This is a genomic window from Achromobacter sp. GD03932, assembly GCF_029839485.1.
GTDB classification, from domain to species: Bacteria; Pseudomonadota; Gammaproteobacteria; order Burkholderiales; family Burkholderiaceae_B; genus Achromobacter; species Achromobacter bronchisepticus_A.
The window spans coordinates 21,943-35,477 of the sequence record NZ_JAOCAT010000039.1; the positions used below are offsets into that span (position 1 = coordinate 21,943).

At 67.9% G+C, this 13,535-nt stretch carries 15 protein-coding genes; 6 read left to right on the forward strand and 9 right to left on the reverse strand.

Going from position 1 to position 13,535, the window contains the following annotated elements; genetic code table 11:
* The first annotated feature begins 5 nt into the window (after positions 1 to 5).
* Positions 6 to 710 (forward strand): 2OG-Fe(II) oxygenase, encoded by a 705-nt coding sequence (locus tag N5C88_RS27615; RefSeq protein WP_280016626.1) that lies wholly within the window; start codon positions 6 to 8, stop codon positions 708 to 710.
* Between the two features lie 14 nt (positions 711 to 724).
* A complete protein-coding gene (locus N5C88_RS27620; protein WP_251881646.1) occupies positions 725 to 1,456 on the forward strand; it encodes a 2OG-Fe(II) oxygenase in 732 nt (243 codons plus the stop codon).
* 12 nt (positions 1,457 to 1,468) lie between these two features.
* Here N5C88_RS27620 and N5C88_RS27625 read toward each other — a convergent pair whose 3' ends face one another.
* On the reverse strand, positions 1,469 to 2,404 hold the full coding sequence (locus tag N5C88_RS27625) for a LysR family transcriptional regulator (protein WP_059380482.1): 936 nt from the start codon (positions 2,402 to 2,404) through the stop codon (positions 1,469 to 1,471).
* Between the two features lie 146 nt (positions 2,405 to 2,550).
* Between N5C88_RS27625 and N5C88_RS27630 the strand changes: the two genes are divergently transcribed.
* Together N5C88_RS27630 and N5C88_RS27635 are read left to right on the forward strand one after the other, a co-directional pair.
* Positions 2,551 to 3,540, forward strand: a complete 990-nt coding sequence (locus N5C88_RS27630; RefSeq protein ID WP_280016627.1) for a tripartite tricarboxylate transporter substrate binding protein — start codon at positions 2,551 to 2,553, stop codon at positions 3,538 to 3,540.
* Positions 3,537 to 4,631: a maleylacetate reductase gene (locus N5C88_RS27635; protein ID WP_223283241.1), complete on the forward strand. Its 1,095-nt coding sequence runs from the start codon at positions 3,537 to 3,539 to the stop codon at positions 4,629 to 4,631. The genes N5C88_RS27630 and N5C88_RS27635 overlap by 4 nt, the downstream gene beginning before the upstream one ends.
* Before the next feature lie 66 nt (positions 4,632 to 4,697).
* Here the strand turns inward: N5C88_RS27635 and N5C88_RS27640 are convergent, their stop codons facing one another.
* The 6 genes from N5C88_RS27640 to N5C88_RS27665 form a co-directional block, all read right to left on the reverse strand.
* Entirely contained in the window at positions 4,698 to 5,810 is a 1,113-nt protein-coding gene (locus N5C88_RS27640) for an NADH:flavin oxidoreductase/NADH oxidase (RefSeq protein ID WP_059380480.1), read from the reverse strand.
* Between the two features lie 107 nt (positions 5,811 to 5,917).
* The gene (gene ehuA / locus N5C88_RS27645) at positions 5,918 to 6,688 is read right to left on the reverse strand and encodes an ectoine/hydroxyectoine ABC transporter ATP-binding protein EhuA (RefSeq protein WP_059380479.1); all 771 of its coding nucleotides are present in this window, start codon (positions 6,686 to 6,688) and stop codon (positions 5,918 to 5,920) included.
* Positions 6,685 to 7,356, reverse strand: a complete 672-nt coding sequence (gene ehuD / locus N5C88_RS27650; protein WP_118932839.1) for an ectoine/hydroxyectoine ABC transporter permease subunit EhuD — start codon at positions 7,354 to 7,356, stop codon at positions 6,685 to 6,687. The genes ehuA and ehuD overlap by 4 nt, the downstream gene beginning before the upstream one ends.
* Positions 7,353 to 8,006: an ectoine/hydroxyectoine ABC transporter permease subunit EhuC gene (gene ehuC / locus N5C88_RS27655; RefSeq protein WP_118932838.1), complete on the reverse strand. Its 654-nt coding sequence runs from the start codon at positions 8,004 to 8,006 to the stop codon at positions 7,353 to 7,355. The genes ehuD and ehuC overlap by 4 nt, the downstream gene beginning before the upstream one ends.
* A 10-nt stretch (positions 8,007 to 8,016) precedes the next feature.
* Positions 8,017 to 8,925 carry an ectoine/hydroxyectoine ABC transporter substrate-binding protein EhuB gene (ehuB, locus tag N5C88_RS27660; RefSeq protein ID WP_280016628.1) on the reverse strand — a complete coding sequence of 303 codons (909 nt, stop codon included), beginning with the start codon at positions 8,923 to 8,925 and terminating at the stop codon, positions 8,017 to 8,019.
* A gap of 176 nt (positions 8,926 to 9,101) precedes the next feature.
* Positions 9,102 to 10,256, reverse strand: coding sequence for an ABC transporter substrate-binding protein (locus tag N5C88_RS27665; RefSeq protein WP_118932836.1), 1,155 nt, complete (start codon positions 10,254 to 10,256; stop codon positions 9,102 to 9,104).
* A 263-nt stretch (positions 10,257 to 10,519) separates the two neighbouring features.
* Here N5C88_RS27665 and N5C88_RS27670 point away from each other — a divergent pair, with 263 nt between their 5' ends.
* Positions 10,520 to 10,945, forward strand: a complete 426-nt coding sequence (locus N5C88_RS27670) for an OsmC family protein (RefSeq protein ID WP_280016629.1) — start codon at positions 10,520 to 10,522, stop codon at positions 10,943 to 10,945.
* 138 nt (positions 10,946 to 11,083) lie between these two features.
* Entirely contained in the window at positions 11,084 to 12,373 is a 1,290-nt protein-coding gene (locus tag N5C88_RS27675) for an Nramp family divalent metal transporter (protein WP_280016630.1), read from the forward strand.
* A 69-nt stretch (positions 12,374 to 12,442) separates the two neighbouring features.
* Here the strand turns inward: N5C88_RS27675 and N5C88_RS27680 are convergent, their stop codons facing one another.
* Both N5C88_RS27680 and N5C88_RS27685 read right to left on the reverse strand, forming a co-directional pair.
* Entirely contained in the window at positions 12,443 to 12,664 is a 222-nt protein-coding gene (locus N5C88_RS27680) for a hypothetical protein (RefSeq protein ID WP_054455972.1), read from the reverse strand.
* 184 nt (positions 12,665 to 12,848) lie between these two features.
* The gene (locus N5C88_RS27685) at positions 12,849 to 13,457 is read right to left on the reverse strand and encodes a TetR/AcrR family transcriptional regulator (RefSeq protein ID WP_059380472.1); all 609 of its coding nucleotides are present in this window, start codon (positions 13,455 to 13,457) and stop codon (positions 12,849 to 12,851) included.
* Positions 13,458 to 13,535: the final 78 nt, after the last annotated feature.

A 13,535-nucleotide genomic window follows, 5' to 3' on the forward strand; every position in this document is an offset into this window, starting at 1 on the left:
GCGGCATGAACGCCCCCGAAACCAGCCTGGACCGCCTGGACTGGACGGACATCGGATCGCAGCTCGACGCCGAAGGCTATGCCGTGCTGCCAGGATTGCTGGGCGCGGAACTGGCGCGCAGTCTGGCACGGCAGGCCGACGCGCCGCCTGCCCGGCGGGTGAGCCTGACATCTGCCGGCCTGGGCCGCGGCGACCTGTACTACTTCGACGCCGGCATGCCGCCGCCGCTGGAGCAATGGCGCGCGGCGCTGTACCGTCGGCTGGCCGTTCACGCCAATCGCTGGAACGAGCTTCTGGACGTTTCATCGCGCTATCCCGATGAGCTGGACGATTTTCTTCAGCGCAACCGCGACGCCGGCCAGGCCCGGGCGCAATCGCACCTGAGCCGGCTCGGCGTCGAAGACTACATGGCACTGCACCAGCGCACTGAAGGCTTGCAGGTCTTCCCCATGCAGGTGGTCGCGCTCCTGTCCGAACCGGGAGACGGATTCCAGGGCGGCGAGTTCGTGATGACGGAGCAGCGCCCGCGCATGCAATCGCGTCCGCTGGTGGCGCCGCTAGCTTGCGGCGATGTCGCCATCATCGCCACGGGGGAACGCCCCTTTCACGGTTCCAAGGGTTACTACCGCGTCAACTTCAAGCATGCCGTCAGCCGCGTGCGCAAAGGAGTCCGCATCGGCCTTGAACTGTTTTTCCACGATGCGCCCTGATGCCAGCCCAAGCCATGCCCACATCGACCATGCTGCACGACCTGCCTGAAACCCGGATTGCGGATGCGGACTGGCAGGCTGTCGAAGACGATCTCGGCCGCGATGGCTACGCCGTGCTGCCGGGGCTGCTGACGCAGGCCCAGTGCGAGGCGCTTGCGGCCGGCTACGGCGAGCAAGCGCGCTTTCGCAGCCGCATCGTGATGGAACGCCATGCGTTCGGCCGCGGCGAGTACAAGTACTTCAGCTATCCGCTGCCCGATATCGTCGCGGGCTTGCGGCAGTCGCTCTATCCGCGCCTGGCGCCCATCGCCAACCGATGGCATGCCGCCATGCGCCTCGAAGCGCGCTTTCCGGCGACGCATGACGAATTCCGGGAGATCTGCCACGCCGCCGGACAGCGCCGGCCCACGCCGCTGCTGCTGCGCTACCAGGCGGGCGACTACTGCTGCCTGCACCAGGACCTGTACGGCGACCACGTCTTTCCATTCCAGGCCATCTTCCTGCTCAACGAGCCGGGACGCGATTTCGAAGGCGGCGAGCTGCTGCTGGCCGAGAGCAATCCCAAGCAGCCCGGCCGGGCCGACGTGGTGCCCTTGCGGCAAGGCGATGCCGTGGTGCTTGCCGTCAACCACAGGCCTGTGCGGTCGGCGCGCGGCTATTACCGCGCGAATCTGCGGCACGGAGTCAGCCGGCTGCGCAAGGGCGAGCGGCACACGCTGGGCATCATCTTCCACGATGCCAGGTAGGCTGCGCGATCGTCAGGCCGCGCGCGCAGCCTCGATGGCGGCATCCCAGACGGAAGGCGAGCCGATCTGCCGCCGCAACTGCTCGGTGAAGGCGCGGATGCGCGCGTTGGCGCGCGGCATGGCGCGCAGCAGGTAGATGCCGCTTTCGGGCGGCGGGCTGGCGTCCTGCAACGTCAGCTGCACCAGCCGGCCCGCGCCCAGGTCCACCCCCGCGGACCAGTTGGGCATGAGCGCGATGCCCAGCCCTTCCAGCGCCGCGAACCGGCGCGCGTCGCAGTCGTCGCATTCCAGGACGAACCTGGCGTCCCGCGCCCATTGGCCATCCCCCAGCTCGCGCCAGCCGCGCACGCTGGTGCTGTGGCGCCGGTCGATAAGGCGATGGCGCGACAGGTCCGCCAGCGTGCGCGGCACGCCGTGGCGTTCCAGGTATGAGGGCGCGGCGCAGATCAGATAACGGTGGCTGCCGATGCGCTGCCCGATCAGGCTGCTGTCGGGCTGCTGCCCCACCCGCACCACCACGTCCATGCGTTCGACCACCGGATCCACCACGCGCTCGGTCAGTTCCAGCTCCACCTGCAATTGCGGATGGCGCTCACCCAGCTGCTGCAGCATGGGCACCACGTAGCGCCGCGCGAACGCCGGCAGGCAGCTGACCCGCAACAAGCCCTGCACGGTCTGCTCCAGCGAAATGACTTCGGAGCGCGCCTCGGTCATGTCGTGCAGGATCTTCACGGCGCGCTCGTACAGCACCTCGCCGGCCTCGGTGGGCATCAGCGCGCGGGTCGAGCGCACGAACAGCGGCACCTTGAGCTCGGATTCCAGCGCGCCGATCTGCCGCGCCACGGACGAGGCGACCATGCCGCGGCGGCGGGCCACCTCGGAAAAGCTCTGGGCGCGGGCGACGTCGACAAAGATGGACAGGCTCTCGGCGAATTTGACGGTTTTCATTTGTGCGTGCAGCGCAAAAGGCTTTGGCGTAGGACGCCAGCTTTCCTGGGAGGTTTGGCAATTACGATAGCGTGCATGGCCGCATTTTGGCAATTTTGACAAAGATAAACGGCCGACTACAACGACGACAAGCCCTGGAGACACGCATGCCCCCGACTACCGCCCCCCGCCGTTCGCACCGCGCCCTGCTGGCCAGCGCCGCCCTTGCCGCAGGCGCCTGGGCCGCCGCCCTGCCCGCGCAGGCGGATTCCTATCCCAGCAAGCCGGTGACGGTGGTGGTCCCCTTCGCCGCGGGCGGCACCGTGGACCGGGTGGCGCGCCAGGTGCAGCAGGCGCTGCAGGACAAGCTGGGCCAGACGGTGGTCATCGACAACCGCGGCGGCGCCGGCGGCACCATAGGCACGGCGCTGGTGGCCAAGTCCGCGCCTGACGGCTACACAGTGGAAATGGTGTTCGATTCCTACGCCACCGAGCAGCACATCTACCCCAAACTATCCTACGACACGGCGCGCGACCTGACCGGCGTGTCTTACATGGTGCGCTCGCCCATGGTGCTGGCCGTGACGGGCAATGGCCCCTATCAGACGCTCGCCGACTATGTCGCGGCCGGCAAGAAGGGCAGCGTGTCCTACGCCTCGGTCGGCGCGGGCAGCTCCAACCATCTGGCGGCCGAAATGTTCCACCAGGCTGCCGGCACCAGCGGCATCCATACGCCCTACCGTGGCGGCGGCCCGGCCGTGTCGGACTTGATGGGCGGACATGTGGAGTCCATCATCGCCAGCCTGCCGCTGGTGCTGCCCCACATCCAGAGCGGCAAGCTGCGCGCGCTGGCCGTGACCGCGCCCAAGCGCGTCGCGGCCCTGCCGGACGTGCCCGCCATCGCCGAAAGCTATCCGGGCTTCGAGATCTATTCCTGGGTGGGCATGGTGGCGCCCGCGCAGACGCCGGCGGCGACGCTGGACAAGCTGGCCGACGCCACCATCGCCGCGCTGCGCGATCCGGCCGTGGCCGGACGCATCACCGAATCCGGCTTCGAAGTGGTGGCCGGCGGCCGCGACGACATGAACCGGCTGGTGCAGGCCGAGTCCCAGCGCTGGGGCGAGCTCATCAAGCGCCGCGGAATCGTTGCACAATGACCGACATGCAGACGGGGAACGCCATGCACTCCTTCATCTACGCCAGCCGCGCCCAGCGCGTGGTCTTCGGACCGGGCAGCCTGGGCGGCCTGGCGGCCGAACTCGATGCGCTGGGACTGCGGCGCGCGCTGGTACTCTGCACGCCGCCGCAACGCGCGCAGGCCGAACGGGTCGCGGCGCTGCTGGGCGAGGCGCGGGTGGCTGGCATCTTCGACCAGGCCGTGATGCACGTGCCGATCGAAATCGCGCGCCAGGCGCGGGAGGCGGCGCGCAAGCTGGGCGCCGATTGCGCGGTAGCGGTGGGCGGCGGCTCCACCATCGGCCTGGGCAAGGCCATCGCGCTGGATTCCGGGCTGCCGGTCATTGCCGTCCCCACGACCTATGCGGGCTCGGAGATGACGCCGATCTACGGCCTCACCGAGAGCGGCCTCAAAAAGACCGGCAAGGACGACCGGGTGCTGCCGCGCAGCGTGGTGTACGACCCCGAGCTCAGCCTGTCGCTGCCGGTATCGATGAGCGTGACCAGCGGCATCAATGCCATCGCCCATGCGGCAGAGGGCCTCTACGCGCAAGACGGCAATCCGATCATGGACCTGATGGCGCAGGAAGGCATACGCGCGCTGGCGCAGGCGCTGCCCGCCATCCACGCAGGCTCCCAAGGCGCGGAACTGCTGCAGGCGCGCAGCGACGCGCTCTACGGCGCCTGGCTGTGCGGCACGGTGCTGGGCAGCGTGGGCATGGCGCTGCATCACAAGCTCTGCCATACGCTGGGCGGCAGCTTCAACCTGCCGCACGCGGAAGTCCACACCGTGGTGCTGCCGCAAGCCCTGGCCTACAACGCCGCGGCCGCGCCCCGGGCCATGGAGCGCATCGCGGCGGCGCTGGGCGCGCCGGCTGCCGCGGCGGGCGTATTCGATCTGGCCAGCACGCTGGGCGCGCCCACGGCATTGCGCGACATCGGCATGCGCCAGGAAGACCTGGACCGCGCCTGCGACATCGCCATGCAGACACCCTACCCCAATCCGCGCCCGCTGGAACGCGAGGCCTTGCGGGCGCTGCTGCAAAACGCCTACGAAGGAAAACGGCCGTGATGGGTCAAGCGCGGCGGCCTATGGCAGCCTCTTTTCGGCGCTGACGGCGCGCTGCGCCCATCCCGCTCACCGTTGTCCGAAGCGCGTCTCGCCAAACAGCGCCTTCTGCTCACGCGGCTGCGAGCGCCAGTACTGGCGCGGCGCGCTGACCTGGCCGCCCAGTTGCGCGGCGGCGTGCCAGGGCCAGCGCGGGTCGTACAGCATGCCGCGCGCCAGCGCGACCATGTCGGCCTGGCCGCCCTGGAGAATGTCTTCGGCCTGCTGCGCCTCGGTGATCAGGCCTACCGTGATGGTCGGCATGCCCACCTTGCGCTTGATTTCGTCTGCGAACGGCACCTGGTAATTCGGACCCACGGGTATCTTCTGCTGGGACGAGACGCCGCCGCTGGAGACGTCGATGAATTCACAGCCGCGCTCCTTCAGGGCTTGCGCCAGGACCAGCGTCTGTTCCAGGTCCCAGCCGCCTTCGACCCAGTCGGTGGCCGACACGCGCACACCCAGCGTCACCGACGGCGGAATGGCCTCGCGCAGCGCCTGGAAGACTTCCAGCGGAAAGCGCATGCGGTTCTCGAGCGAACCGCCGTAGGCGTCGTCGCGCCGGTTGGACAGCGGCGACAGGAACTGGTGCAGCAGATAGCCGTGCGCGGCATGCAGCTCGATCGCGTCGAAGCCCAGCCGCACGGCGCGCCGGGCGCTGGCCACGAAGGCGTCGCGCACGCGCGCCAGGCCCGCCGCGTCCAGCGCGTGGGGCGGCGGTTCCGACGCGTTGTGCGGCACGGCCGAAGGCGCCCAGCCTTGCCAGCCGCCGGACTCGGGCGGCACCAGTTGGCCGCCGTTCCAGGGCGCTTCGCTGGACGCCTTGCGGCCCGCGTGGCCCAGCTGTATGCCCAGCTTGATGGGCGCGTAGCGGCGGATGGCGGCGACGACGCGGCCGATGGCCGCCTCGGTTTCGTCGGACCACAGGCCCAGGTCTCCCGGGGTGATGCGGCCGTCTGGCTCCACGGCGGTGGCCTCCACGAACAGCAGCGCGGCGCCGGACAAGGCCAGGTGCCCCAGGTGGATCATGTGCCAGTCGGTCGCCAGGCCGTCTTCAGCCGAGTACTCGCACATGGGCGCAATGACGATGCGGTTGGCCAGTTCCAGCTGGCCGATGGACGTGGGACTGAAAAGCAGGGACATGCTGGAGCCTCCGGGGCGTGGGATGCGACAGCATAGCGCCCCGGCCCGTCCGGGAGCCTGAATACCGCAGCCCCGGGCGGGGTCAAGGCGCGTCCGCAAGCGATGCGCTACTGCCCTTCGATCACCGAGTCCAGGAACTGGCGCGTGCGCGGCTCCTTGGGCTGGCTGAACAGCACCGACGATTCGGCGTCCTCGACGATGTTGCCCTGGTCGAAGAACAGGGTCCGGTCCGAGCTGCGTTCGGCGAACTTCATCTGGTGGGTGACGATGATCATCGTCATGCTGCGCCGGGCCGACAGGTCGCGCAGGATCTGCAGGATGCCGCCGACCAGTTCCGGGTCCAGCGCCGACGTCACCTCGTCGAACAGCATGATGTGGGGGCACATGGCCAGCGCGCGGGCGATGCCCACGCGCTGCTTCTGCCCGCCCGACAACTGCGCCGGATAGACATCCAGCTTGTCGCCCAGGCCGACCATTTCCAGGTACTCCACGGCCTGTTCGCGCGCCTGGGCGCGAGGCATGCCCCGCACATGCAGCGGCGCTTCCATGGCATTGGCCAGCGCCGTCATGTGCGGGAACAGGTTGAAGTGCTGGAACACCATGCCGATCTTGCCGCGCACCTTGCGCAGGTGCTCCGAGTTGGGGCCGACAGAACGGCCTTGCGCGTCGGTCCACATGGGCACGCCGTCGATCTCGATATCGCCGCTGGTGGGCCGGTCCAGCGTCATCAGCACGCGCAGCAGCGTCGACTTGCCCGAACCCGAGGGGCCGATCACGGCCACGGTCTGGCCCGACGGTATCTCCAGGTTGATGCCGCGCAGCACCTCCAGTTCGCCGTACTGCTTGCGCAGGTTCTTGATGCTTATGCTGGCGCTCATCTTTTTCCTCCATATCGTTGCAGGCGGGCCTCCAGGCCGCGCACGCCCCAGGCCGCCGCCAGGCTCAGCGCCAGGAACAGCAGGCCCACCAGTGTCAGGGGCTCGGTGTAGCGGAAGGTGGCAGAGCCGATCATCTTGCTCTGCTGCAGCAGTTCCACCACGGTGATCGCCGACAAGAGCGGCGTGTCCTTGAACATGGCCACCAGGTAATTGCCCAGCGCCGGCACCACCGGCGGAATCGCCTGCGGCAGCACCACGCCCACCGCCGTGCGCCAGCGCGACATGTTCAGCGCGGTGGCGGCCTCCCATTGGCCGCGCGGCACGGCTTCGATGCCGGCGCGGTAGACCTCGGCGCAATAGGTCGCGTAGTGCAGGCCCAACGCGGTGATGCCGGTGGCCAGCGGCGACATCCGCACGCCGGTCAGCGGCAGCACGTAGAACAGGAAGTACATCTGCACCAGCAGGGGCGTGCTGCGCACGAACTCGATCACGAAGGCCGTGGGCAGGGACACGATGCGCAAGCGCGAACGCCGCAGCAGGGCCAGCGCCAGGCCCAGCGTGACGGCCACCAGCATGCCCAGCACCGTGGCCTGGATCGTGATGAGCAGCGCGGAGCCCAGCGTGGGCAGGATCTCCAGCGCGAAGGACCAATCGAATACCGGCTTCATCGCACGCGCACCTTGCGTTCCAGCAGACGCACGCCGCCCGTGATCAACAGGGCCACCGCGAAGTACATCAGCAGCATCAAGGTGAAGATCTCGGTGGTGCGCAGGGTCTCGCTGCGCAGCAGCTGGCCGCGGAAGGTCAGGTCGGTGATGGTGATGAGGGACACCAGCGCGGTGTTCTTCAGCAGCTCGATCAGCAGGTTGCCGGCCGGCGGCAGCATGGCCGGCACGGCCTGCGGCACCACGATGCGGCGCATGATCTGGCCGCGCGTCAGGTTCAGCGCGATGCCGGCTTCGCGCTGCCCTGGCGGCACCGCTCGGATCGCGCCGCGCACCACTTCCGCGCCATAGGCGCCGGCGTTCAAGGCCAGCACCACGATGCCCACCAGCATGGCCGGCAGCTGCACGCCGAACAGCGGCAGCACGAAGTAGAACCAGAACAGCTGCACCAGGGCCGAGGTGCCGCGAAATACCTCGACGTAGACCGCCGCGATCCAGCGCAGCGGGCGCAGGGACGACAGGCGCCCGATGCCCGCGGCCAGCGCCAGCGGAACGGCGAGCACCACGGCGCCGGCCATGATCTCCAGGGTCACCGCCAGCCCCTGCAGGAGCGGCGGCGCCAGTTCGGCGAAATGCTCGGATATCAACCGCATGCGCGCCCCCTTACTGGCCGGCGCACAGCTTGGCGGCCGTGACCCCCTTGGGCAGTTCCTGCGCGGTGAAGCCGAAAGGCGTCACGAGTTTCTGGTGTTCTTCGGTGCCGATGAACTTGGCCAGTTCGGCGTTGAAGGCATCGGCAAACGCCTTGTCGTCGCTGCGGAACGCGTAGGCGCCGTAGCCGCGCACGTCCTTGCCGTCGATGACCGGGTCCTTGAACCGATCGGCCTTCTCCAGGCCGCTGGCCGCGCTGGTCTTACCCATCAGGTCGTTGACCGTGAGCGCCGTGGCCGCATAGGCGTCGGCGCGCCCCGCCTGCACGCCGGACAGCGCGCTGACCGCATCCGGGAACACCACCACCTGGGCGGGCGGCACCTTGATCTTGGAGGCGTATTCCGCTTCGATCGCGCCCACCACCACGCCCAGCTTGGCGTCGGGATTCTTCATCACGTCTTCGTAGCTGTGCAGGTTCTTGGGATTGCCCTGCTTGACCAGGAAGGACTGGCCCACGCCATAAGTGGGGTCCGAGAACGCCACCTGCTGGCAACGTTCGGGCGTGACGTACATGCCCGCGGCGATGATGTCGAAACGCTTGGCCTGCAGGCCCGGAATGAGCGAGCCGAACTCGGTCAGCACGCCCTCCACTTCGTTGATGCCCATGCGCTTGAGCACCACCCGCGCGATCTCCACCGATTCGCCGGTGACCTTGCCCTCCTTGCTGTCCATGAACGCGAACGGCGCTTCGTTGGCGTAGCCGATGCGTATCTTGCCGGCAGCCTTGGCGGCTTCCAGGGTGGACGCGGCGGCGGGCGCGCTCGCCGCCGGCGCAGCCTTGTCGGATCCCGAGTCGGAACATGCCGCCAGTACTCCCAGGCTCAAGGCGGCCAGCATGCGTCTGGATCGGATAAGGCTCATGGCAGTTTCTCCTGTATTTATTTCGAGGTATATGGATTCACTAAAAATGATACGCTATTAAATGATTTCTACACGAATGATGTGTCCGAAAAAAAGCAGGCCGCAGCCTGCTTTTTGCGCCATCTCCCTATGGGAGGTCAGGACAAGTTACGAATGGCAGAGATATATGTCCCTACTTATTCCGCGTAGGAAAAACGGCCGTTCCTGACGATGCCCATGACGCGGGCGCGCTCGTCGAAGCCCTGGTGATTGTCCTTGGTGATGTTGAGCACACCATTGGGCACGACCAGGTCGCGCGTGTTTTCCAGCGCGTCGCGCAAGGCCGCGCGGAACTCCGGGGTGCCGGGCTTGGCGCCGGATTTCAGCGCGCGCGCCACCGCCGAGTCCAGCAGCATCCAGGCGCCATAGGCGTCGCCCGCGAACTGGGTCAGCGTGTTGGCGCCGTAGCGCGCTTCGTACTTGTCGGCGAAGGCCACCGCCACCTTCTTGACCGGGTTGTCGTCGGGCAGTTCGCGCGCCACCACGCCGGGGCCGGTGGGGAACAAGGTGCCCTCCACATCCGCGCCGCCGACCTGCAGGAATTCCAGCGTGCCGATGCCGTGCGTCTGGTAGATGGCGCCGGTGTAGCCGCGTTCCAGCAGCGTCTTCTGCGGCAGGGCCGACGGCGTGCCGGCGCCGGCGATCAGCACGGCGTCCGGCTTGGCGGCGATGACCTTCAGCACCTGGCCGACCACGGAGGCGTCGGTGCGCTGGAAGCGTTCCTGCGCCACGATCTTCAGGTCGGTCCCGGCAGCCGCCGTGAACTCCTTCCACCAGCTGTCGCCGTAGGAATCCGCGAAGCCGATGAAGGCCACGTTCTTCAGGCCCTTCTTCTTCATGTCCGCCACCAGGGCGGTAGCCATCAGCGAATCGTTCTGCGGCATCTTGAAGGCCCAGGCGCGTTTCGGATCCGACAGCGGTTCGACGATGACGCTGGAGGCGGCCAGCGCGATCATGGGCGTGCCGGTTTCGGCCAACACGTCCAGGCCAGCCAGCGCGGCGGCCGTGGTGTTGGGGCCGACGATGGCGTCGACCTTGTCTTCCGAGGTCAGCTTGCGCATGTTCTTCACCGCGCGGCTGACGTCGGTGCCGTCGTCCAACACCACGTAGCGGGCCGGCTCGCCGCCCAGCGTGGCCGGCCACAAGCGGATCGCGTTATTGGTCTGGATGCCGATGGCGGCGGCCGGACCGGTGGTGGACACGTCCACGCCGATGACGATTTCAGCCTGGGCGGACAAGGCGGGGACGGCCAGCGCGATGGCGCAGGCGTAGCGGACGAGCTTGTAAGACATGACAGCAGTTCTCGGCGAGGTTTGAGCAGATGCCTGTATTTTGCCTGATGGGTGAGCGCCGCCTTGCGACCCGGATCAAGAAAGCGGGCCTGCGGTTACATCGGCTTGCCGTTGCGCGCAGACGCTTTCCGCGCCTGACGCATGCGTCCGCCGTATCATCGTCCATGCCATCTCAGGCAAAGCGCCCCGCCCCAGCTGGCGGCCCGCGCCCTCCCACACCGGCCGCGCACGCGACGGGCGCGGCCCTTCTACAGGAGTCACGCATGAAGAAAACCGCAAGCGCCCACTGGTCGGGCGATCTGAAGACCGGCAAGGGCACGATCTCCACGCAGAGCGGCGCGCTCAAGCAACAAGCCTACGGCTTTAACACCCGTTTCGGCGACACCCCGGGCACCAATCCCGAGGAACTGCTGGGCGCGGCGCATGCAGGCTGCTTCACCATGGCCCTGTCCAACATCCTGTCCGAAGCAGGCATGGTGGCGCAAAGCCTGGACACCAAGGCCGAGGTCACGCTGGACAAGGTGGACGGCGGCTTTGCCATCACCGCCGTGCACCTGACCGTGGAAGCCGTCATCCCCGGCGCCAGCGCCCAGGCCTTCGAGGACGCGGCCCGCAAGGCGGAAAAAGGATGCCCCGTGTCCAAGGTGCTGAACGCCAAGATCTCCATGGACGCCAAGCTCAAGTCCTGATCCCCTCCCGACCCGTGGCCCGTCCACCAAGGGCGGCGCCACGGGATCCATTGGGCCGCCCTATCCCCTGCTTGCCCAAAATCAATTTGACGACCGCTTTCCCCAAGAGGATGATGAGAATCATTCTCAGGAGTGAGCATGGGCCAATTCATCTACGCGATTTCCGGCGGCAGGACCGCGCTGGCACAGGACGTCCAGGTATCGGCGGGCCTGCGCCGCATCGCCGGCCCCGGCATCCTGGTGGCCGTGGGCTATATCGATCCGGGCAACTGGGCCACCGACATCGCGGGCGGCAGCGGCTTCGGCTACGGGTTGCTGCTGGTCGTCGTCAGCTCGGCCCTGCTGGCGCTGGGCTTCCAGATCCTGGTGTCGCGCCTGGCGCTGGCCACCGGACAGGACCTGGCCACGCTGACGGCCCGCCACCTGTCGCCGCGCGTGGCCAAGGCCGCCTGGCTGGCCGGCGAGGCGGCGATCCTGGCGACCGCCCTGGCAGAACTCATCGGCGGCGCGATCGCGCTGCGCCTGCTCTTCGGGCTGCCGCTGATCGCGGGCGTCGCGGTGACCGGCGTCGGTACTTTCGCCGTGCTGGCGCTGACACGCGGCAACGCCGACAAGCATGAGCGCTTCATCGCGCTGCTGCTGTCGGTGGTGGCGATGTCCTTCGTGTTCCTGCTGTTCAAGGCCAACCCGGCCTGGACGGAGGTGGCGCACGGGATCACGCAGACCGGCCGCGCGCTGCGCGACCCGCAGGCCTTCCTGATCGCGCTGGGGATCCTGGGCGCGACCCTGATGCCGCATAACCTGTACCTGCATTCCGGCTCGCTCGCGCAACGGGCGCAGCAATTGCCGCCGGCCGCCCGCGACCTGGCCATGCGCGTGGCGCGCAACGACACCGTCGTATCGCTGGGCCTGGCCATGCTGATCAACGCCGCCATCATGATCGTCGCCGCCGCCTCGCTGTCGGGCTCGGGCATCATCGTTTCCAGCCTGGACGACGCGCATGCCGTGATCGCCCAGACCCTGGGCATCGGCGCGGCCATCGTGTTCGCCGTGGCGCTGTATGCCGCGGGACAAAGCTCCACCATTACCGGCGTGCTGGCCGGACGCATCCTGTCCCGCGGCTTCCAGGTGCGTAGCGGCTGGTCGGACCGCCGCCGCGCCCTGGCGACGCGGCTGGTGGCGGGCGCGGCCGCCGTTGGCCTGCTGGCGTTCACCGGCGGCCAGGATCCGGACGGCCTGCTGGTGCTGAGCCAGGTCATCCTGAGCCTGGCCCTGCCCTTCGCGCTGGGGCCGCTGGTGCTGCTGGCCTGCCGCAAGAGCCTGATGGGCAGGTACGTGCTGCGCGGCGCCTGGGCCTGGGCGGCGGTTGCGGCCACGCTCGGCATCCTGCTGCTGGATGGCTATCTGGTGGCTGACATGCTGGTCTGATCCCCAGGGATAGCCAAGCATAAAAAAACGCCAGCAATGCTGGCGTTTTTCTCGTACCCGCTTTCGGGCTCAGTGGTAGGCGGAGACCACGGGGTGCTGGCGACGGCCGGCGTCCATGTCGTGCAACACCTCGCCGACGGCGCCGCCGAAGGCGGCCAGGCGCACTTTCAGGCGCAGCCAGCGCGAACCGGAAGCGTGGCCGGACAGGCTTTCCGCGATGATCGCGTCATGGATCAGGGTACGTTCCAGCTCATCCGACATGCGGGCATTCTTCAGCGCGGTATCGCTCATGGTTCTCTCCTTGAGAAAGCGATGTGGAACAACACGAGTCCATCTTAGACCTGTGCTTGCTGCGCCGCAATAAATTTCTTAAGCATTTTTTTGTGCGTTGCGCAATGGGGACAAACACCAAAAATGGTGCACATGTGCACTGCTGCCCGCACCTTTCTTGTGCCGCCCTTTCCCGGGCGCCCGATCAGCGCTGCGCAAGATGCGCCTGGATCAGCATGTCCGCCATCTGCGCGACCCGGCCGGCGGGCCCGCCTTCGCCAAATAGCTGGCTGGAAACAAAGGCCCCCTCGAACAACAGCAACAGGCCATCGCCCAGCGCGTCGGGATCGGCCGCCCCCATTTCCGCCGCCATGGCGGCCAGGCGCCGCCGCAGTTCGGCCTTGTGTTCCACTGCCACGGCGCGGGCGGGATGACCGGCTTCGGGGTATTCCACCGCCGCGTTCGTCAGGCCGCAGCCGCGGTAGCCGTTCTGCACCGCGCGCACGCCCAGACCGGTCAGGTAGGCCAGGATCTGGGCCCGCGGGTCGCCCGGATGCGCCGCGCAGGCCGCGTCGAAGCGCGCCCAGAACTCCGCGTCGTAGTCGCGCAGATAGGCCGCCGCCAGCTCGTCCTTGGACGAAAAGCTGCGGTACAGGCTGGGTTTGGTCACGCCCGCCTCGTTGACGATGGCGTCCACGCCCACTGCCCGTATCCCGTCCCGGTAGAACATTTCCCGCGCAGTCTTGCGGATGCGCTCGGCCGCCAGCGGCGGCTTGGATGCGGGCCGGTCGGCGGCAGAGGTTTTGCTGGCCATGAATGGGCTCCTTTTCCGGTTGGCGGATACGGCGAAAAACTGCTTGACTATGTTACTGACCGGTACGTACTATTCGCA